This is a genomic window from Bacillus sp. SYZHCR11, from assembly GCF_057196865.1.
Genome location: NZ_JBXUND010000001.1, coordinates 391,716 through 415,799, shown reverse-complemented (window position 1 = coordinate 415,799; position 24,084 = coordinate 391,716). Strand labels below are relative to the sequence as shown.

Annotated in this window: 2 protein-coding genes; both read right to left on the bottom strand. The window is 46.4% G+C overall.

Annotated features, from left to right (window positions below):
* Positions 1–24 precede the first annotated feature (24 nt).
* Complete coding sequence (locus AC2CGA_RS01870; RefSeq protein WP_484480110.1) at positions 25–7,878, bottom strand: amino acid adenylation domain-containing protein; 7,854 nt, start codon at positions 7,876–7,878, stop codon at positions 25–27.
* Between the two features lie 88 nt (positions 7,879–7,966).
* The gene (locus AC2CGA_RS01865; RefSeq protein WP_349686179.1) at positions 7,967–24,055 is read right to left on the bottom strand and encodes a non-ribosomal peptide synthase/polyketide synthase; all 16,089 of its coding nucleotides are present in this window, start codon (positions 24,053–24,055) and stop codon (positions 7,967–7,969) included.
* Positions 24,056–24,084 lie beyond the last annotated feature (29 nt).

Genomic DNA, 24,084 nt, shown 5'->3' with positions numbered 1-24,084 from the left:
CAGCGGCGTTTTACACTTGATCACTTACATTTTGTCAAACTTCGTGTCGCCAGCAAACGATCCTATTGACAGTTGTTCTTCAAGAACAAGTCCGTGATGATGCCGTTCTTCAATCCTTTTGATAATAGATCGAATTGCATCCGTATTTTCTTCGATATTGTGAGGTTCAAAGATCGTCACGTGATCTCCTTTTAATTTGTACTCAAGATAATGCTGTGCTGTTGATTGTGTCCAGCCCCTATCATCGGTTACATCGCCGCATAGCAAATGATGGATGTTGGCGTTAACGGCGCCGGAATTGATCAGTTCATTGTGATACGCAAGATAGCCTCTGATTTTATCCTTAATCGAAGGAATGGTTAATATTTCTCTGTAGTAGTCCGGAATAATGTCCATATTCAGATGGACGATCTCTTGGATTTCCTCTTCCGATAAATGAGTTACCGAATCGGTGATTTTAGAATCCAGCATAATCACATCAGATACGGTGCGCCCCCGCTTTTCTAAGGCTTTGGCAACCTCAAAAGCCAAATTCGATCCGGAAGAGTAACCAAGCAGAACAAAAGGCCCTTGTTCTTGAATGCTTATCATGCTCTCTGCATACCGGTCAACGATCTCTTTCCCATGAGACGGATCTTCTAAGAAATCAGCGGCATAGATGGTGCTGACGCCGTCAAGTCTTTTCGCCATTTCATTATAAACGAGTCCATACCCGATTAAAGGCGGGAAACAGAACACAGGGATTGAATCTTCCTGATTCAGCTTGACGAATACGTTATCCGTCTCGGATTCGAAAACGGCCGCTTGAATGGCGCGTGCCATTGTTTCGATGGTAGGAAAATCGTATACGGCTTGATAATGCATGTTGATTCCCATACTGGCGTTAATTTGATGAATGAGCTGCAATACTTTAAGTGAATGGCCGCCAACGTCAAAGAAGTGATCTTTAATCCCGGGGTCAGGCAGAGCTAAAATATCCTTCCATATATCGGCCAGCTGCTTTTCAATTAACGTTCCTGGCGCTGCGTATTCGGTTCCGGTAAGCCTATTTCCCTCAGGAGCCGGCAACGCTTTTCGATCGATTTTTCCATTAGCAGTTATCGGCATCTTCTCTACTTGTACAAAATAAGCCGGAATCATATACGTGGGCAGATTGTTCAGCAAATGACGCTTCAGCTGCGCCGTATTTAATGACTCGTCTCCTGACAAGTAAGCGCACAGCTGTTTTGAGCCCTCTTTTTCAATCGCGATGACGACCGCTTCTTTGACAGCATCGAGTTGTAGTAAAGATGCTTCGATCTCGCCGAGTTCTATCCGGTAGCCTCGGATTTTCACTTGATGATCAATTCTTCCCAAATACTCGATATTGCCGTCAGGCAGCCATCTTGCCAAGTCGCCTGTACGGTACATCAGCTTCCCTGCTTCATATGGGTGAGCTGCAAACTTCTCAGCCGTCAGCTCCGGGCGGTTCAAATAGCCCCGTGCGAGCCCGTCTCCGGCGATACACAGCTCTCCTGCCACACCGAGCGGTTGAAAATATTCCGATTCGGGGTGTACGATATACAATTGAATGTTGGAAATCGGTTTACCTATCGGAACTGAGTTAAGCGTTTCTCCCGCTTCGCATTCAAAATACGATACATCGATCGTCGCTTCGGTCGGCCCGTATAAATTGATGATTTGAGCCTCACCCGCCGGTGTGATCAAGCGATGAAACCCGGCAACGTGCGCAGGCGTCAAAGCCTCGCCGCTTGCAAATACATATTTTAATGACGCCAGCTTTCTCTTTAATTCCTCTTCGGATTTCTGCTCCATGGACTCAAGAAAAGCATGCAGCATCGCAGGCACAAAATGCATAACGGTGACATTTTTCTGCGCAATCGTATCTAAGATGACGTCAGGGTTCTTTTCTCCTCCGTTTGGAAGCAATACTGCTTTAGAACCAGTCATCGACCACCAGAACAATTCCCACACCGATACATCAAAGGTGATTGGGGTTTTTTGCAGAATGACATCCTGCTTATCCAGCGGGTAATGTTTCTGCATCCAAACGAGACGGTTGATTACGGATCGGTGTTCCACCATAACCCCTTTCGGTCGGCCTGTTGATCCCGAAGTATAGATAACATAAGCTAAGTGATTCGGTCCGGCCGTCTGTTTCAAGTTTGAACCATCTTCCCAAGAGAATCGCGGATCTTCCAGGTCAAGCACTTTTCCCGTAAAAGGCACGCTTTTCCTCAAGTGACTCTGTACTAACAACAGCTTCGTATCCGAATCCTCCAATATATAGTGAATCCGTTCTTCCGGATAGCTCGGATCGATCGGCACATACGCGCCGCCGGCTTTTAAGATTCCGAAGAGTCCTACGATCATTTCCAAGGAACGTTCGGCCATAATCCCGACCGGCTGATCCGGCTGCACGCCTTCTGATTGCAATGTCCGGGCAAGTTGATTGGCTCTTTCATTCAGTTCCCGGTATGTCAGCTGGCTTTCCCCGTATACGACAGCCGTTTGATCAGGCGTACGCTGTGCTTGTTCCTCAAACAATTTATGAAGCGTCTTTTCCTTTGGATAATCTGCTTCCGTATCATTAAATGCCTCTATAAGGAGCGAACGTTCATCCCCCGTAAGTATATCCAAGTCTTGGACGCGAATCGCCTGACTGTTCACCATCTGCTTAATGATTTGCATAAAATGCTCTTCCATCCGCTTGACACTTGCATGATCATAGACGTTGCTATTGTATACAAAATGAATGTCGATTTCTCCCGCGGGCATGACAATGAAATTGAAATCGTAATGGGTATGCTCTTCCATATGGAAATTGATAATGTCCAGCGCGTCACGATTCGGTTTCATATGCTCCATTTGTTTCTCGACCGGATAATTTTCAAATACCATGATATGACTGATCAGCTGCTGCTTTTGTTCGGTTTGAGCCTGAATTTCATATAACGGAAATGTATCATACCCTTGAGAAGCCAATGCCTGCTCCTGGCTCATTTTCAACACTTGTTCCACAGTCATTCCAGGCTGAGCGGTAATACGGACGGGAATGGTGTTGATAAATAAGCCGACCATGGACTCGATACCCGGAATTTCTGCCGGGCGGCCGGATACAACCGACCCGAAAACGACATCCTGACTGTTGTTGTACCTTTGCAGCAATAGTCCCCACGCACTTTGAATGAACGTATTCACGGTGACGTGATGCTTGCTTGCAGTCTGTCTGATTTCTTCTGACAGCTGTTTTCCGAGCCGGCATGCAAGCCTTTGTTTTTGATATCCCTTGGCTTGGTTTGAGACAGGTTCTTTCAGTAAAACAGTTTGTCCTTCATAACCGTCCAAATATTTTTGCCAATAGGCTGAAGCGTGCTTATGATCCTGGTCTTCCAGCCATTCGATATATCGGCTGTACGGGGTGACGACTTCCCGCTCCGCTTTTCTTCTATCAAGAATCGCATAATAGGTTTCAAAAACTTCATTCGTAATAAGAGGCAGACACCAGCCATCCATTAAAATATGATGGAAGCTCCATATCAATCGGACTTGGTCATCCTCTGTACGAAGGATTGATACGCGCATTAATGCATCTTGGGTAAGGTCGAATCCTCTTGCCTTATCTTTTTGTACAAAGCCGGCAATGAACTCGTTTCGTTGTTTATTCTTCATGCTTCGAATATCTTCAACAGTTATTTCGATCGGTTTTTTTCGGAATACGATCTGCAAAGGCTGATCTTTCCATTCTGTATAAAAATGAGTCCGGAGAATCTCATGTCTTTCCGTCAGCTGCGACAAACTCATTGTAAATGCCTCGATATCCAAGTCGCCTTTGAGATCAAAAACGGCTTGTTCAAAGTAAGCTCTGGAAGCCGAATCGATTAAACTATGGAACAGCATACCTTTCTGCATGGGAGTTAAAGGATATATATTTTCAATCTCGCCGATATGCTGTGTTTGCTGAACAAATTGATCTAATTCCTCGATTGTTATGTCCTTCAGTGAGATATCGCTTGGCGTCAGGCGAATGTCTTCTTGAGCTGCGCAATGTTCGATGACTTCTTTTAGGCTGTTCTTTAAGAGAGCTGCACATGTTTCCATCGTTTCTCTTCGATATTGTTTACCGCTGTAACTGATGGCCAATGACAGCCGGCCGTCTGAGATCATGCCGTTAATGTCAAGCGTATAGGCAATGGGATGTCTGTCGCTTGCAATTTTCCCTCCGGAGTAAGGAGATACTTCGATTCCTCCATTTTCGAAATCTTGATCAAATTGTCCGAGGTAATTGAAGCTGATTTCCGGATGTCCGGTCCATTCTGATGCCTTCGGATGATCGGACGAATATTTCATCAGGCCATATCCTATTCCTTTTTGGGGAATCTGACGCAGCTGTTCTTTCACCGTCCTAATCCGCTGGGAGATGTCCCGGTCTGCCTGGATTTGAAGAGAAACCGGGTATTGGGTTGTGAACCAGCCCACTGTACGTGAAATATCAACGTCTTGAAAAATAGATTCCCTGCCGTGTCCTTCCAGATGAACATGAATTTCTTCATGCCCCGTCCAGCGATGAACAGCCATTCCGAGTCCGGTCAGCAATAAATCATTAATGTCAGTCGTATAGGCCCTGTTCGATTTTTTTAATAAATGCTCGGTTTCTTCCTCTGTCCATTGGACGATGATCGTTTCCCGGTCTTCGGCCAGACCGGTCTCCTGCTCATTATCCTTTGGCAATTTGTGTTGCGAGATATGTTTCTGCTCAAGCCAATAATGATTTTCTGCTTCAAATTCCGGACTTTCTGCATAACGTTTCAATCGTTCAGCCCATAACAGATAGGAATCCGTCTTCTTAGGGAGCGTGAGCGCTTCTCCGTTTTGGAGCTGCTCATAAGCTGACGTTATATCCTCAAGTAAAATCCTCCACGATACGCCATCTACAACCAGATGATGAATCGCAATCAGCAAATGATCGCCATCCTGACATTGAAACAATCCCAGTTTCATGAGCGGTCCATCGGCTAAATGGATGGATTGCTGAATGTCATTTGCTATCGTTTCTATCGTTTCGGCAGGGTTGTTTTCTTCGAGTAAAGAGAACACGTCGAGGCTGAATAATTCTCCTTCACTGATCCCGCGGGTTCTGGCTTCGTATTCATGATCTCCCTGAACATAGACCATGCGCAAAGCATCGTGATGCTCGGCAATCTTCTTCATGACTTTCTGAAGCTTCGATTCGTCCAAACCCCCTTTAAAATAAAGCATGACAGATTGATTATAATGATGCGGATCAGGGTATTGCCGGGCGAAAAACCAATGCTGAATCGGCGTCAATAAGGTACGGCCTTTGATCTCCCCTTGTTCTGCGATTCGGGTAATGGGCTCAATAAAAGGAGCAAGCCCGGAGATCGTCGGGTGTTTGAACAAGTGTTTGATGTCAAGCTTATACCCGGCTTGATATAAGCTTGAGGTCACCTGAATCGACTTAATCGAATCTCCTCCCAGCTCAAAGAAATGATCATCGATTCCGACCTGTTCTGCGCCTAATACGGATTCCCACACCCCGGCCAGTATTTTTTCCAGTTTTGTCCGCGGAGCTGTATAAGGATTTCCAGTGAGATTTCCCGTTGGAGCAGGCAGAGCCTGACGATCTATTTTTCCGTTGGAAGTAAGCGGCATCGCTGCCAGCTGTACAAAATAAGCAGGGATCATATAGGACGGAAGTTGCCGGGACAGGCGCTCCCGAATTTCGCCTGCGGTTAAAGAATGCTGTGCGGTATAATAGGCGCACAAGGATGTTTCCCCGTTGGTTTCTTGTGCCGTAACGAGAGCTTCTTGAATCGGCGGTATTTGGAAAAATGCGGATTCGACTTCCCCGATTTCAATGCGGTAACCGCGGATTTTCACCTGGTGGTCGATCCGGCCTAAATATTCAATATTTCCATCCGGGAGCCGCCTTGCTAAATCTCCCGTCCGGTACATTTTCACCTCTGGCACAAAGGGGTGCTGCAAAAATCTTTCTGCTGTTAATTCCGCTCTGTTCAAGTATCCTCTGGCGATGCCGTCCCCGCTGATATAGATTTCTCCCGGAACGCCGGCCGGCACCGGCTTCATGCTCTTATCCAGCACGAAAATGTTCATGTTGTCCGCGGCGGTTCCGATCGGCACTGATTCCCGTCTGTCGTTTTGCGGATCAAAGGAATAAATCATACAGCCGACGACTGTCTCTGTAGGCCCGTATTCGTTAAAAATTTCGATTTTTCCGCCGAATTTCCCGCTGATGCTACGGGCGAGCCGCGTGCTTAAATTGTCACCGCCGACAATCAATTTCCGAATGGTGCACTCAGCAGGGATATTCATCTCTTTCAATAACTGCAAGTGCGCCGGGGTCAGCTTGATAATATCCGTCCTTGAATCCTGAATAATGCAATCAAGCAAGGCAGCACTGTTTTCTCCTCCGTAGACAATAATGGAATTTCCTGTAATTAGCGGAGTGAAAACAGACGTTATCGTCAGATCAAAAGCGATGGACGAATATAGGGGAAAGTTGGTTTTTTCCCCTTTGACATAGACCCGGCGGGCCCACCAAATATAATTGGTTAAGCCCTGATGCTCAATTGCCACTCCTTTAGGCTTGCCTGTGGAGCCTGACGTATAAATGACATAAGCCAAATCCTTCGTATTGCTGATCGGTTCCAGGTCAGAGCCGTCTTCGTGGTAAGAGCTTTCCTGATCGAGGAAAACCATTGTGCCCGCAAGTTCCAACTGTTTTTGAAGATGGCTCTGCGTCAGGATGATATCAGCTTGGGAGTCTTCTACTATATACTGTATGCGATGCTTCGGATAATCCGGATCAATTGGCACATAGGCCCCTCCCGCTTTTAAAACGGCCAGTATTCCCACGACCAGTTCGATCTCATGCTCGCAAATAATTGCAGTGAGCCGGTCCGTCTTTACCCCCTTTTTCCTTAACGTTCGGGCTAATTGATTGGCACGTTCATTGAGCTGACGATATGTGAATTGCTTTTCTCCGTAAATAACGGCTGCTTGATCCGGTGTTCGTTTCATCTGTTCTTCGAATAACTGATAAACCGTCTTATCCCGCGGATATTCAGTTTTCGCAGTTTGAATGTCAACGAGAAGTGTATGTGTCTCCGATTCTGGCAAAATATCCACTTGGCCGAGGGGGAGGTCAGGCTGAAATAATATGACAGAAAATAGCCGGTTTAAATGTCCGAGCACCTGCATCATATACTGACGGTCATAGACTTGTTCATTAAAACATAATTTTAGGTCAATCAAGTCTTCACCCATAGCAAACTGAAATAAAGCATCTGCAGCAGCCGTTTCTATGAAACCATCAGAATGAATTTGCTCTAGTGAAACAACTGTATGGATGATCGGCAAATGATTTGCATTGTAGTTCAGCCTCAGCTGTCCGGCCATTTTATCAAAGGGAACGTCCTGATATAAGATCGCTTCGTCCAGCGTATGTTTCAATTCATGGAAAATTGATTTAAACGTACTGCCGGAATTGATATGCTGTTTGATTAACATGAGCTGGTCTGAACGAAGATCTTCATCAGTTTCGTCTTCAAAGGTTGGAACCCCTGTAATCACTCCCTCATCCCCCGTGTATTTGTATAAAAGGGATTCAATTCCGACCAGGAGAACCAGATAGACGGCCATTGGCGTTTGGTTCGTCATGGTCAGGATGCGCCGTGATACCTCCGCACTCAATGAACTGTGAATACAGTCAGATCCGCTTGTTATATCACGCTTTACTGTTGAGTCGGACACTTGAAACGAAGGGAATGCACCGGGACGGTCTTCCGTGTGAAACATTCGGCCCCAGAACAACTCCTGTTGTTTGAATTCTGACATTCATATCCCTCCAGTTGGTTTCATTCCTGTTTTCAGGCAGCTGGCGGCAGCCGCGGCATTCATGCCGGGACAGCCGCTGCCCCCGTGATTAGAAATCCAATTCGATTGTGCTTGCGAGATGTTTACTTTTGTTTACTTTTTCGCTTAATTGAATGTCTTTTAAAGGAATGGATGGGTTTCTCATAATCGCCGAAAGGATCATGACGTAATCCTTGGCCAATACAGCAATGGTTTTCTTTTTAAACAGTTTTGTACAGTAATCAAAACTGCCCTGAATCTCATCTTGATCTATTAAGAAGTTCAGCTGTAAATCAAACTTGGCTGCCGTCTCTGTTTGTTCATAAGGCCTGACTGCGAGAGAGTCCACTTCAATATCCGTTTGTTCCGTATTTTGGAGGACAAACATCGTATCAAACAATGGATTGCGGCTTAAGTCCCGTTTTACACCCAGTTTTTCAACTAATTCTTCAAAAGGATACTCTTGATGTTCAAAAGCCTTCAGCATGGTTTCTTTCGTTTCCGTTATATAATCCAAAAATGTCTTTTCCGCCATCGGAGCGGTGCGGATGGCTAATGTATTGACAAACATTCCGATAATGGGTTCCAAATCCGCATGCGGTCTCCCCGCAATAGGTGTGCCGACGACGATATCACCCTGACCGCTGTATTTAGCCAGCAGTATGGAATAGGCCGAGAACAAAATCATGTAAGCGGTCGTCCCGGTCAATTCTTCCAGCTGCTTTATCCCTTGGGTGACAGTCTTATCGAGCGTAAAATTGTGCCTTTTCCCATCAAAGCTTCTAACCGGCGGTCTCGCAAAATCTTTCGGCAGCTCAAATGAAGGCAGCTCTTCATGAAATACACCAAGCCAATACCCTTCCTGCTTCTTGATTCGTTCTCTTTGCTCTTTTTGATGTTTCCATTCCGTAAAGTCTTTGTACTGAATACGGAGCGGAGCTAACTCTTTGCCGTCATACAATTGAATCAGTTCTTCGACAAAAATATTCATGGAGGCGCCGTCCGTGATGATGTGGTGCATGTCAAACATGAAAATATGCAGGTCTTGTTCTAACTCGATGAGTCCCGCCCTGAGTAATGGAGCCTGGCTGAGATCGAACGGCCGCACGAAGGTGCGGAAACATTCCTCAACCTCGTCAGCTGTTGCCTTGTATCTTTCCATCGAAAACTCCGCTTGCGGTTTGATCACCTGCACCGGTTCTCCGCGGACCAGCTCAAAACCGGTACGCAGTGATTCATGACGCTGGATCAGTCTTTGGAAAGCGGTTTGCAAGCGATTTATGTCGAGTTTTCCTTCTAATGTAAGGATTCCCGGCATATTGTAGCTCAGTTCTCCGCCTTCTATTTGTGTTGACAGGTAAACCATCTTCTGCACGGAAGATACAGGATAGACATCTTTTGCTTTGGCTTTCGGAATGTAATCCGGCCCGTTGGTTTCAGCTCCTGCAATTGCCTTTGCCATTTCCTCAACTGTCGGACATTGAAAGACCTCTCTTAATGAAATGTTTTTGCTGAATTGCTTATGAATTTTGGCGATGAGCGTCATCCCCCGCAACGAGTGGCCGCCCAAATCGAAAAAGTTATCTTTTACACCTATTTCTTTTACCTTCAAAACGTCTTGCCAGATGCATATCAGCTGCTCTTCCATATTCGTCCGCGGAGCAACGTAGTCGGTTCCCGTTTGTAAACCTGCTTCAGGCATCGGTAATGCTCTTCGATTTACTTTTCCATTGCCGGTTAGCGGCAGTTTCTCAAGCTGGATGAAGTATGAAGGGATCATGTATCCCGGTATTTGGCCAGCAAGTTTTTCTTTCAGCTGACTGATCGAGAGTGATTGCTCCGCTGTAAAATAGGCATATAAATCGATTTGGCCATCGGTATTTTCTTTTGATAGGACAACTGCTTCCTGTACGTGCTTGAGAAGAGCGGCCTCCACCTCACCGAGTTCAATCCGGTAACCGCGGATTTTGACCTGGTGGTCTCTCCTTCCCGCATATTCAATGTTTCCGTCAGGAAGGTAACGGGCCAGATCGCCTGTTTTATACATCCGCTGATTCGAGTCATATGGGTGCGGAACAAAAGTTTCGAGTGTCAAAGGCTCCCTGTTATGATAGCCTCTGGCAAGGCTCGCTCCTGAAATACAAAGTTCACCGACGATTCCGACAGGCTGAAGCGTTCCGGCTTCATTCAAAATGAAAATCTCCGTATTTGAAATCGGTTTGCCGATCGGCTGAAGCTCCTGATCTGTATCAGGATCGACGGTATACATGGTCACAACATGCGTCTCCGACGGGCCATAATGATTATGCAATGTGACTTGATGGCGTGCCAGCATGTCACGCAGCATACTTGTTACGATGAGCTGTTCTCCCGCAGTGATGATGTGATCCACGCACGCGGCAAACGGTTCGAAATATTGTTTCTCTGAGGCAAGGAGCTTAAGGAACGCTGTCGGGAGGAATGCTGTTTGTATCCCGTGCGTTCTGACAAAATCATTGAGCTGACGTATGTCACGTTTTGCCTCATTGCCGATGATAAAGAGTGTTCCTCCGCTTGAAAGCGCGGAGAACATTTCTTGATAGCAGACATCAAAGCTCATCGCGGCAAATTGCAGCACTCTGTCAAAGCGAAGCTGCGTATGATCCTGCTCATAAGCGAGCAGATTCGTCATCGTCTTGTGCTCCAGCTGAACTCCTTTCGGCTGCCCCGTTGTGCCTGACGTGTAAATAACATACATTAAATCATTTTCCGAACAGGAAAGATTAAGATTGTCTGCTCTGCCTTGATATATCATCGGATCATCAAGCTGAAGCGCTTCTCCTTCAAAGCGCGGCGGAATAGCGTGGCCTGCACAAATCAAAAGCACACCGGCGCCGCTGTCTTTCAGCATAAAAGCCCGCCGTTTTTCGGGAAGCTCCGGATCAATAGGAAGAAATGCTGCGCCGGCCTTTAATATGGCTAAAATGCCGATGATCATATGTGGTGAGCGATCCGTGAGAACGGCAACAACCTGATCAGTGCAGGCCCCCTTATCTTGAAGGATGCGCGCCAGCTGATTGGAACGCTCATTCAGCTGACGATAAGTCAGTGTCTGAATTCCAAACATGACGGCTTCATGATCCGGGTTAAGCTCAGCCTGCTGCTCAAAAAGCTGATGAATCGTTGTCGGAATTCGTTTTTCCGCAACTGCAGTATCGTTAAAGAGTTGCTGAATGTCTCCTTCCTCTTCCTTGGTCATCATATTCAGACGAGCCAGCTCGGCATCAGGCTGTTTAATAATCGAATCAATCAGCTGCACAAAATGCCCCATCATGCGTTCGATCGTTTCCGGTTTAAACAGAGCCGTCAAGTATTCCATTGTGAACTGAATACCCGACTCTTCTTCCACAGCCGTTAAGGTTAAATCAAATTTAGCCATCGTATGTTCGCTTGGATATGGTTTGAAAGTGACGTCATTTATCTCTAACTGTTCCTGCTCCGTGTTTTGAAGCACAAACATGGTGTCAAACAATGGATTACGGCTCAAGTCTCTGGCGATATTCAGTTGATCGATCAGCGCTTCGAACGGATAATCTTGATGCTCATAAGCTTTTAATGCATTCTCCTTCACCTCGGACAGATACTGAGAGAACGTCTTCCCTTTTTCAGGGTAATTTCTCATGGCCAATGTATTCACAAACATTCCGATAATCGGTTCCAAATCGGCGTGCGGTCTTCCCGCTATAGGACTGCCGACAATTATGTCTTCCTGGCCGCTGTATTTTGAAAGCAATAATGTATAAGACGCAAGGAGCACCATATATAAAGTCGATTCAGTTTGGGATGCCAGCTGCTTTAACCCGGCGCTTTTTTGCTTATCAAGCGTAAACTGCATTGTGGCTCCCGCAAAATCCCGTGCCGACGGCCGGATATAATCGGTCGGCAGATGAAGGACAGGAACGTCGCCGCTGTACAGCTCTAACCAATAGGCTTCTTGATTTTGGATCTGTTTTAACCGCGCTTCGCCGGTCTGCCATACTGCGTAGTCCTTGTACTGGATGCGCAAAGGCGGTAATGTTTCTCCTTCATAAATGCGGATAAATTCTTTAATCAATACACTCATGGATGTTCCGTCAGAAATAATATGGTGCATATCAAACATCAGAATTCTGCGGTCAGGTTGAAGTTCAATCAGCCCCACGCGAAGCAGCGGCGGCTCATCCAGATGAAATGGACGAATAAATTTGCGGATATAAAGGTCCGCATCATTTTCTTCTGCCTGATACCACTCTACTTCGAACTTTGCGTGATCTAAGACGTACTGAACGGGTTCTCCGTCAGCCATTTTAAAACCGGTGCGCAAAGATTCATGGCGCAAAATCAGCGTGCGGAAGGCTTGCTGCAGCTTGTCACGGTCAAGCTTGCCTTCGACAGCCATCAGTCCCAGCATGTTGTAACTGAGTTCTCCGCCTTCCAAGTGATTCAGGATGTACAACCGTTTTTGTGCTGAGGATACCGGATAATAAGGTCTTTTTTCAATTGCAGGAATCGCAGCATATCCGGCCAGCTCCGTCTTCGTGATCGTCTGTGCGAGCTGTTCAATGGTTGGGAGACGGAAGACGTCCCGCAAAGGAATTTGGACATGCAATTGCTTTTGTATTTTTGCAATCAGCGCCGTTGCCCGCAGGGAGTGTCCGCCGATCTCAAAAAAGTGATCTCTGATCCCCACCTGCTCTAATCCGAGGACATCTTCCCAAATTGCTGTCAGCTGGATTTCTGCCGAAGTTTGCGGCGGGACGTACTCTATGCCGCCGTCACGCTTTTTGACCGGAGCCGGCAATAACTGGCGATTCAACTTCCCGTTTGGCGTCAGCGGCATCTTATCCAGCTGCACAAATTGAGCCGGGATCATATATCCCGGTAAATGCCGGGCCATTCTTTCGCGAAGTTCACTGATCTGTATTGTCTTATCCGCAGCAAAGTATCCGCACAAGTAATATTCATCATCTGCATCTTTAAGGGCAGCTGCGGCGGCTTCTTGAATATCAGGAACGTTAAGCATCACCGATTCGATTTCACCGAGTTCAATCCGAAAACCTTGAATTTTCACCTGATGATCAATCCGGCCGATATATTCAATATTTCCATCCGGCAGAAGGCGGGCCAGATCACCGGTTCTGTACATTCGGTCCTCCGGTACAAACGGATCGGCAACAAATTTTTCGTCCGTCAGTTCCGGCAGGTTTAAGTAACCCCGCCCGACGCCGTCCCCTGCAATATACAGCTCGCCTTGGACGCCCGCCGGCTGCAGCCGTTTTTTTGAATCAAGAATGTACATGCGGTTTCTGCCTAACGGCTTGCCTATAGGGACATAGTTTTGGCTGCGTGCCCACGCATTGGAAGAACATTCAATGTTGAACAGAGACGCGTCTACGCAAGTCTCCGTAGGCCCATATACATTGGTAATCCCAGGTGAAGCGCCATGATCGCCGAATAATTGCATGAGCTTATTTACCGTCGTTTTGGAAAGAGCCTCTCCTCCGATTAAAAGATGCTGAAGCGGAACTCCCTGCAAATCACCTGCAGCTATCAAAAGCTTTAAGTGGGCAGGTGTTCCGTCGGTGATGTCAATCGAATGCTGCCGATAATAACGGCATAAGGCAGCACCGTCTGACACAATCTCTTTCGGAACAATAAACAAGGTATGTCCTGACAGCAAGGAAGCATACATTTGCTGAACAGAAGCATCGAAATAATATGGAGCGAGCATGGCTACATTCAGCTCCGCATCGTAGGCAGAGTAAATTTGGCGTCGAAGTCCTTCAATCAGGTGAATGACCTGGCGATGTTCAATTAACGTGCCTTTAGGCTTGCCTGTCGTACCGGAAGTATAAATGGCATAGGCCAGTTGACTGGACTGATAAGAGAGTGCAAGACTGCTGTCTTTTTCGTGATAGAAATGTTCCTCCATGAGATCGATACATGTTCCTGAGAAGCCGATGTCATCCTGCAGCTTCCCGCGGTAAAGCAATACGCTGATGCTTGAATCATTTAAAATATAACTGATGCGTTCAGACGGAGAATCAGGATTTATCGGCAAATATGCGCCGCCCGCTTTTAAAACTCCCAAGATGCCTACAATCATCTCAAGCGAGCGTTCAGTCATAATACCGACAAGCTTATCGTTCCGCACACCTTTTGCCTGCAAGGTTCGCGCAAGCTGATTGGCACGCCGGTTCAGTTCTCCGTAGGTGAGTTGTTTACCCTCGAATACAACCGCTGTATTGTCCGGAGTACGATGCGCCTGTTCCTCAAACAGCTCATGTATCGTTTGTTCAAGCGGGTAATGCATGTCATTAGACTGAAAGCGGCTGAGCAAATGTTCTTTTTCTTGCCTAGAGAGAAGCTCCAATTCTTCTATTTTGACAGACGGCTGCTGTAATACTTGCTGCATGAGCTGTTCAAAATGTCCGCAGATCCGCTCCACTTCTGATTTTTCATATTCGTTTTCATTAAAACCGAAATGAACGGCCAGCTGTTTGCCAGGTATGACAACCACATTCAAATCATAGTGGGAGTGTTCCAGCATATGAAAATTCGTAATGTTCAGCTCCGTACTATGATGTCCCGTCTCTTCGACCTGCTGACCGATCGGATAGTTTTCAAAAATCATGATATGGTCAATCAGGTTCTGCTTTTGTTCCGTTTGGGCCTGAATTTCGTATAAAGGATAGGTATCGTATGATTGGGAAGCCAGAGCGTTTTGTTGAACCATTTGCACCGTATCAGCAAAAGTGCTGTCCTCATCGCAGCGGATGCGAACCGGAATGGTATTGATGAACAGGCCGATCATCTGTTCCACATCAGGAATTTCCGCCGGTCTTCCCGACACGACACTGCCGAAGACAACGTCTGCGGACCCGCTGTATTTCTGTAATAAAACTCCCCATAACGTTTGGATCAACGTATTTAATGTAACCTGATGCTGATTTGCGATCTGCTGTAATTGTTTTGTCTGTTCGTGATCAAATCGGCAGATCACATTGGCATAGGCGTATTCTTTTTGTTCATGCTGCTCTATTTTATGAAGAAGCGTGGTTTCACCTTTATATCCTTCGAGATACCCGCTCCAGTACCGCTTTGCCGCTCCCTGATCTTGGCGGTCAAGCCACTCGATATAGTTGCTGTAAGGAGCTGCCGATGACGGTTCTGGTTCCCTGTCTTCTTGTAAGGCGCGATAATGATCAAACACTTCCTTCGTGATAAGAGACAGGCACCAGCCATCCATCACAATATGATGGAAGCTCCAAATCAAATGATATTTGCGGTCTTCCATACGGAAAATCGCTATGCGCATCAGCGGATCCCGAGCCAAGTCAAATCCTTTTGCCTTATCTTCTCTTTGATAGGCTGCGATTGCATCCTCTCGCAGGTGCTCCTCTATGTCACGCAAATCTGCAAAATGAATTTGAGGTGTTTGCGTTTTATAGACAATTTGTAAAGGAGTATCGTTCCAGCCGCTGTAAAAACGGGTTCTGAGCACGGCGTATGTTTCAAATAATCGTTCAAGGCTTGCTTTAAACCAATCAATCTTTAATTCTCCCTGCAAATCGAACGATGCTTGTTCAAAATAAGAACTTGTGGCCTCGTCCAGCAGGCTGTGGAAGAGCATTCCTTTCTGCATCGGAGTGAGCGGATACACGTTTTCAACCTCACCTGCATGCGGCAGTTGAATGAGGAGCTGATCCAATTCGTCAATCGACATGCCTTTTAACAAAATATCGCTTGGCGTCAGTTCCGATTGTTCTCTATGGACGCAATGCGTAATGATTGTCCGCAGGCGGCTTTGAATCGTTTCCGATAACCGCATGATCGTTTCTTTTGCGTACTGTTTGCTGCTGTAGCTGATCGTAAGCTTCAGCCGGCCGTCGGTGATCATTCCGTTTATATTCAATACATACGGTCTTTCTTGATTTCCGCTAGAGTCTGAACCGCAAGAATAAGAAGATAATTGAACCCCATGCTGCTGTAAATCTTGGTCAAACTGTCCAAGGTAGTTAAAGCTGATCTCAGGATTGAGTTTCGATGGCATTCCGCCGCTTAAGTACCTTGCTATTCCATATCCGATCCCTTTATGCGGAATTTGGCGCAATCCTTCTTTGGTCGTCTTGATATAATCAGAGATCTCTTTGCCCGGATGCGCGTGCAGCACAACCGGATACAGACTTGTAAACCACCCGACCGTGCGGGAGATATCTATATCTTGTATAATCTGTTCTCGGCCGTGTCCCTCTAAATGAATCGGAATTTGTTCCAGTCCTGACCAATGCGATATGGAAAGACCGAGAGAAGTTAAAAGCAAATCGTTTATCTCCGTGTTATAAGCGCGATTCGCTTGTTTTAATAGCAGCTCCGTTTCCTCTTTCGTCCATTCCACAGTTGCTGTTTCACTGTCTTTTGCAGTTGTATGGGTTTCATGAAAATCTTTAGGCAGCTGTTTGACTTCGGTTTGTTCGATCTTTGTCCAATATTCCTGTTCCTGTTTTATGGTTTCACTTTTCGCATATTCTGAAAGTCTCTTAGCCCATAATTGGAAGGAATCTGTTTTTTGCGGCAGTTGAATCACTCGCCCATTCTCGGCTTGCTTGTAGCCGCTAACGATATCTTCCAGTAAAATGCGCCATGAAATCCCGTCTATAATCAAATGATGGATGGCGATGAGGAGATGATCTCCATTTGCGCATTGAAACAACCCGGCTTTCATTAACGGCCCATCACTTAAACGCATACTGCTTTGTATCTCATCAGCTTTGGCTTCGATTGTCCGTCCCGGATCGGAATCTTCTTTCAGATTCAGGACTTCTAAGCGGTACAGTCCGCTTTGGGCGATTTCTTCATTCTGTGCCTCGCAGCCATTTTCCGTAGTCCGGAACGTCATGCGGAGCGCATCGTGATGTTCAGCAAGTTTTTGCAGGGTTTGACGAAGCTGCGTTTCCTGAAAACCTTCCGGCGCATACAGCATGACGGCTTGATTATAATAATGCTGATCTGTCGTTATTTGTTCGAAAAACCAATGCTGAATAGGAGTCAGGCTGACTTTTCCTTTGACCTCACCTTGATCGGCTATACGCAGATTCTGCTTGATATGCGGACTCAATTCTGCAATTGTTGCATATTGAAACAAGTCTTTGATTTCCATTTTGTATCCTTGCTGATTTAATCTGGAGGATACTTGAATGGATTTAATGGAATCTCCGCCAAGGTCAAAGAAATTATCAAGAATACTGACGTTTTCAGCGCCTAATACCGATTCCCAGGCAGAAACTAATATTTCTTCCGCTTTTGTTCGGGGAGCTTTATACTCTGCTCTGTCCTGCAGCTCGAAATCCGGAGCCGGCAGCCCTTTTTTGTTTATTTTTCCGTTAGAAGTTAAAGGCATTTCATCAAGCTCGATAAAATAAGCCGGAACCATATAACTTGCAAGGGTATGAGACAATTGTTTCCGGAGCCGGGCAGCCGTTGTTTGCCCGCCGCTTACGTAATATGCACACAATTGTTTAAACCCGTGGACATCCTCTCTGGCTGTAACGACAGCTTCCTTGATCGCTTCTTCTTGAAGCAGTGCCGCCTCGATCTCGCCTAATTCGATACGATAGCCTCTGATTTTCACTTGTTCATCTATTCTGCCCGCATATTCAATGTTTCCGTCCGCCAGCCACTTCGCCAAATCTCCGGTCTTATACATCTTCGCTCCGGGTTCAAACGGGTCATCGACAAATTTCTCTGCCGTTAATTCGGGACGGTTCAAATATCCTCTTGCCACACCGGCGCCGCTGATATAGATTTCTCCCGGCACTCCGATCGGCGCGGGTTTCATATTCTCATCAAGAACGTAAATGCTCGTGTTTGCCGCAGCGGTTCCGATCGGTACCGATTCCCGTCTGTCCTTTACGGCATCATAACGGTAAATCATGCAGCCGACAACGGTTTCCGTCGGTCCGTACTCATTGCATATTTCAACCCGGCCTTCGAACTGTTCATGAATGCTGCGGGCTAACCGGGTGCTTAAGTTTTCCCCGCCCACAATCATTCTTCGGACAGCCGTTTGATCGGCAATGTTCATTTCTTTCAAAACCTGCAAATGGGCCGGAGTCAATTTAATGATATCCACCCTCGGGTCTCGCACAATCGATTCAAGCAGAGCTGTTTTATCTTCTCCGTCATAGACGATGATTGCATTTCCTGTGACAAGCGGCGTGAAAATAGAAGTCACCGTCAGATCAAAAGAAATTGACGAATACAATGGGAAGTTGGCTTTCTCGCCTTTTACATAAACCTCTTTCGCCCACCAAATATAATTGGTCAAGCCTTGGTGCTCGATTAGTACGCCTTTCGGCCGGCCTGTGGAACCTGACGTATAAATGACATATGCCAAATGGCTCACATCATTTATCTGAGCAAGGTCAGAGCCATCTTGGTGATAAGAACTTTCATCATCAAGTAAAACCGTGACGCCTTCATAGGCAAGCTGTTTCCTGACGTCCCGCTGCATTAAAACGATTCCGGCTTGGGAGTCATCCAGCATATACCGTATGCGGTCTTGCGGATATTCCGGATCTATAGGGACATAGGCTCCCCCTGATTTTAAAACGGCAAGGATTCCGACCACCGATTCGATGCTGTTTCTCGTGATGATGGCTACAGGCTGATCCGTCTGGACTCCTTTCGCTCTTAACGTTCGCGCGAGTCGGTTGGCCCGCTTATTGAGCTCTCCGTACGTGAGCTGCCTGTCCTTATCAATGACGGCTGCTTGATCGGGCGTACGCTGCGATTGCTCTTCAAATAATTGATGAACCGGCGTCTGCGGAAACGGCGCGGCCGTGTCGTTAAGCGTCTGCAGAAGGGTTCTTCTTTCGCCTTCCGTTAACAATTCCGCTTGATCCACCCGGATATCCGCATTTGTCACGACTTGTTGCAGGATTTGCATGAAATGTTCCCGAACCCGCTCTATGCTTGCCCGATCATACACATTTGCATTGTATTCAAAAGAGATGGTCATCTCGTCGCCCGGTATAACGGTCAAATTAAAATCGTAGTTGGTCTGTTCTTCCATTTGCACGTTGGAGATCGTGATGGATGTTCCGTTCTGGCGGCCTATACTTTCCATATACTGATCAACCGGATAATTTTCGAATATCATTAAATGTGTAATTAAATCTTGTTTTTGCGTTGTGCGCGCTTGAATATCGTACAGCGGGTGCGTCTCAAATTGTTGAGACGCTACAGCCCTTTCCTGCGCCTCTTTCATAAGCTCGGCAAACGTTGTCCCGGCTTCGCACCGGAACCGGACGGGAATGGTGTTAATGAATAAGCCGATCATGGTTTCCACGTTTGGAATTCCAGCAGGTCTTCCGGATACAACACTTCCAAACACAACGTCCCGGCTGCGGTTATATTTCTGCAGCAAAACCGCCCATGCCGTCTGCAGCAGCGTATTCAGCGTGACATGATGCTCGCCTGCCGTCCGCTTCATTTTCGAAGTGAGATCGGAGCTTATGTCACACGTCACTTTTTCAGGAACGTATCGTCCGTCTTCCGCTGCATGATGATCCTTAGGAAGGCCGGTTTGCTCCTCATATCCCTCCAAGTACTGATCCCAATAAGCCGTGGCCTCTTTCGCATCTTGCCGGCCGAGCCATTCAATATATTGACTGTACGGAGTAATTGATGATTGTTCAGGCTGCTTTTGCTGAAGCAAGGCAAAGTAATTCTCGAATATTTCTTTTGTAATCAGCGGCAGGCACCAGCCGTCCATCAAAATATGGTGGAAGCTCCAGATAAAACGGTATGTCTTTTCATCCGTACGAAGGATGAATAGCCGCATTAACGCGCCTTTTTCTAAGTCGAACCCCCGCATCTTATCTTCTCGGGCATACTGCTGAATCATCGCTTCTTTTTGTGATTCCTTCATCTCTCGTAAGTCATTGAATTGAAAACCGATTTTTTTCGTTTTGAATATGATTTGGAGCGGCTGATCCTTCCAGCCTCTGTAAAAATTCGTGCGGAAAATATCATATTTTTGCGATAAGCCGTCCAAGCTTTTTGAAAATGAATCAATCTCCAGATCTCCATGCAGATCAAACATCGTTTGCTGAAAATAAGCACCTGAATTCGGATCAAATAAGCTGTGAAACAGCATGCCCTTCTGCATCGGCGTTAATGGATAAATATTTTCCGCTTCGCCTAATTCACGCGTCTGCTCCAAAAGCTGTTCCAGTTCGTCGATTGAGATATCTTTTAACAGGATGTCACTTGGTGTGAGAGAAGTCTGCTGCCGGCTTACGCAATGCGCAATGACTTCTTGCAAACTTTCTTTCAACCCTTGGGCAAATTGCGCCATAGTAGATCTTTCGTATTGTTTGCTGCTGTAGCTCAGTGTCAGTGATAATGTCCCTTCGGCAATCATGCCGTTCAAATCAAGCACGGCCGTTCTCTCTTGGTTTTCGTTCATCGATAACCCTGTGGAATATGGCGATATGTGCAAAGCCTGATGCTTCAGGTTTTGGTCAAATTGTCCCAAATAGTTAAACGATATCTCCGGATTCAGCTGCAGGCTGTCGGCTTCCGGATGCCCGGATATATATTTGATGATGCTGTAATTCATTCCTTTATCAGGGATGCGGCGCAGCCCTTCTTTCACGATCTTGATCCGCTGTGACAGGTTTTTTCCGGCTTCCATTCTCAGGACGACAGGGTACTGGCTTGTGAACCATCCTATCGTGCGGGAAATGTCAGCATTCGGAATAATCGGTTCTCTCCCGTGGCCTTCCAAATTCACGACAATGTCTTCCGTGCCTGTCCACTTGTGAACGGCCAGCCCTAACGAAGTCAGCAGCAGATCGTTGATATCCGTGTTGTAGGCGCGGTTCGCTTGTTTTAATAATTGCTCCGTTTCCTCTTTTGTCCATTGAATCGTCACTTCTTCGCTGTCACTTAATAACGATCCTTCGCTGATAGTGTCTTTAGGCAATGGCTGAGGCTTTATGCTTGAAAGCTCAGTCCAATAAGCAATCTCCTCTTCCATATCGGTTTCCGCCGCATACTTGGACAATTGATCGGCCCAGAATGGAAACGAATCTGTTTTTTGCGGGAGCTGGATCGTTTGTCCGCGTTCTGCCTGCTCATAACCGCTTGCAAAATCCTCGAGCAAAATACGCCAGGATACTCCGTCAATCAGCAAATGATGAATTGCAATCAGCAAATGATCTCCGTCCGGACATTGGAACAAACCGAGCTTCATCAATGGCCCTTTGTCTAATACCATGCTGCTTTGAATCTCATTCGCCTTATCGGCAATCGCTTGAGCCGGATCGGTTTCCCCTTTATAATTCATCACTTCCAGATGGTATAGTTCACTTTCATCTGTTCCTGTAATTCGCGGAGCGTATCCATCCGGCGTTTTTTCAAAAATCATCCTCAAGGCATCGTGATGCGACGCGATCTGTTCTATCGTCCGGCGAAGCGGAGCCTCTTTAAAGCATTCCGCCGAATATAACATGACGGCCTGATTGTAATGGTGTGCATGCGGCATGTTTTGTTCAAAAAACCAATGCTGTATCGGGGTCAGCTTGGTTCCGCCATTCACTTCTCCTTGATCAGCCACCCTGCTGACCGGCGCTACAAACTGACTTAGTTCAGCAATCGAGGGGTGTTTAAACAAATGCTTCATATCAACCTTGTATCCGGCTTGATACAATCTGGATGATACCTGAATTGATTTAATCGAATCTCCGCCAAAATCAAAGAAATTATCCAAAATTCCTATACGTTCTGCCCCTAATACTTCTTGCCAGATGGACGCCAGCAGTTCTTCTATTGTGTTCCGCGGGGCTATGTATTCGTATTCCGCCCGCGTATTTTCGTCAGCAGCAGGCAAAGCTTTCAGATCAATCTTCCCATTGGAAGTGAGCGGAATGCGTTCCAATGGGATAAAGCGGGAGGGAATCATATAATTGGGCAGTTCCCGGGATAATTCTTTTCTGAACTGCGCTGCTGTCAAAGAAGGCTCGCCGACATAATAGGCATACAATTGTTTGGACCCGTCTGCGTCTTCCCGCGCGACGACTGCGGCTTCACGAACGTTTTCCAGATTGAACATGGCTGCCTCTACCTCGCCGATCTCAATCCGGTAGCCGCGAATTTTTACTTGATGATCAATCCGGCCTAAATATTCGATTCTTCCATCCGGCAGCCATCTGGCGAGATCCCCCGTTTTATACATCTTTTGATCAGGGACATGCAGATGCTCCACAAATTTTTCCTCCGTCAATTCAGGGCGATTGAGGTAGCCGCGGGCCACTCCCGCTCCTCCGACATACAGCTCTCCCGGTACGCCGATCGGCTGGATTTGATGGTGCGCTCCTAAAATATAAGCTTGATGGTTGGCCACCGGGCTGCCGATTGTGATCTGTTCATCAGCGGACTGAACAGGGTGAAATGTAGATACCACGCTGTTTTCTGTCGGTCCGTATTCATTATTGATCCGAATGCGAGGCTGCAGAGAATGCAGCTTCTCAACTGTATCTGTTTCCAGCTGCTCACCACCTACAACAACATGCTGAACATGGATGAAGTCCTCTGCATTCATCTGTTCGATCATCGTTTTCAGAAGACGGGGAGAGGTTGAGAAATGAGTAATTCTCTCTTGTTTTATGGCATTTTGAATGGCGAAAGTTTCTTTATTCTCTTCATTAGGCAATAGGTGCAAAGTTGCCCCCGAGATGAGCGGGCCGAAGAAATTTAAAATGAACGCATCAAAAACATACGGGTACAAAACAAGCACGCGATCCGCCGGAGAATGTTTAAAAAACGCCTTCTTCCATTGGAGCGAATTCACAATGCCGCCGTGTTCAACCATGACTCCTTTCGGCTTTCCTGTTGTACCCGACGTATAAATGACATAGGCTAAATGGCTGTGTCCCGCTGCTGGTGATAACAATGAGCTATCGGCATGGTATGATGTTTCATCATTCAAATCAATCACCGGGCCGTCAAAGGTGAGACTGTTTTTTAAATGACGCTGAACAAGGAGAACGTCTGCATCCGCATCATGAAGCAAATATTGAAGCCGCTCTTTTGGATATTCAGGATCCAGGGGCACATAAGCGCCCCCTGCCTTCCAAACGGCTATAATGGATACGATCATCTCTAATGAACGATCAGCGAGAATGGCGACTAACGTATCGGGTTGAACCCCGCAATTACGCAATGTTCTTGCCAAACGGTTCGCCTTCTCATTCAGTTCCCTGTACGTCAAATGGTCGTTTTTAAACTTGACGGCCGCATGCTCAGGCGTTCTTTCTGCTTGCTCTTCAAATAATTGATAGACTGTTCTGCTCCCGGAGAAATCTCGGAAGGTGTCGTTAAAATCAACCAATAGCTTCTGTTTTTCCGCTTCCGGTAAGATCTCTGCCGTATGGATCGCGGCTTGAGGCTGAAACAGGATCACAGACAGCAGCTGATCCAAATGGGATACAATTTGATTAATATAGCGCTCATCGTACAGATTGCCGTTATAAAAAAGCTTCAAATGAACCCCGTTGTTCTCCAAATCAAAGTGAAACAGCGTATCGGCTGCAGTATCTTCTTTAAATTGCAAGGAATGAATTTCGTTAAGCGAAACGACGGTATGAATCAACGGCAGATGCTCGTCATTGTATTGCACGCTCAGATGCTGAACCATTTTTCTAAACGGCAGGTTTTGATTTTTCAGAGAATCATTAACGGCTTCTTTCAGCTGCCCGAATACGGTTTTAAATGTACTCTCGTTTGAAAGCGTATTTTTTAAGAGGACAATGTTGTTAACGGCTGACTGGCCGGCTTTTTGCTTCGATACCGTCGGAATGCCAAGAATCAGGCTCGTTTGATCCGTATATTTATATAACAAGCATTCAATACCCGCCAATAAAATCAGATAGGCCGCCATATCGGAATGATACGCCATTGTCATGATTCTTTGAGATACTTCCGGAGATAAGGAACGGCAGATGCATTTTTCCTGGTAGCCGGTACGGGCCAACGACGCTTTATCCGCTGCTTTAAAGTAAGGGAATGCGCTTAGTCCGTCTTCTTCATCAAACAGGTTTTCCCAGTACGTTTCTTGGTTTTTAAATACCGACATTGGAGCACCTCATTTTATATAATTTAAAG

Excerpts from the sequence above, each read along its gene's own strand:
- AC2CGA_RS01870 (WP_484480110.1), bottom strand. The coding sequence starts at position 7,878 with ATGTCAGAATTCAAACAACAGGAGTTGTTCTGGGGCCGAATGTTTCAC.
- AC2CGA_RS01865 (WP_349686179.1), bottom strand. The coding sequence starts at position 24,055 with ATGTCGGTATTTAAAAACCAAGAAACGTACTGGGAAAACCTGTTTGAT.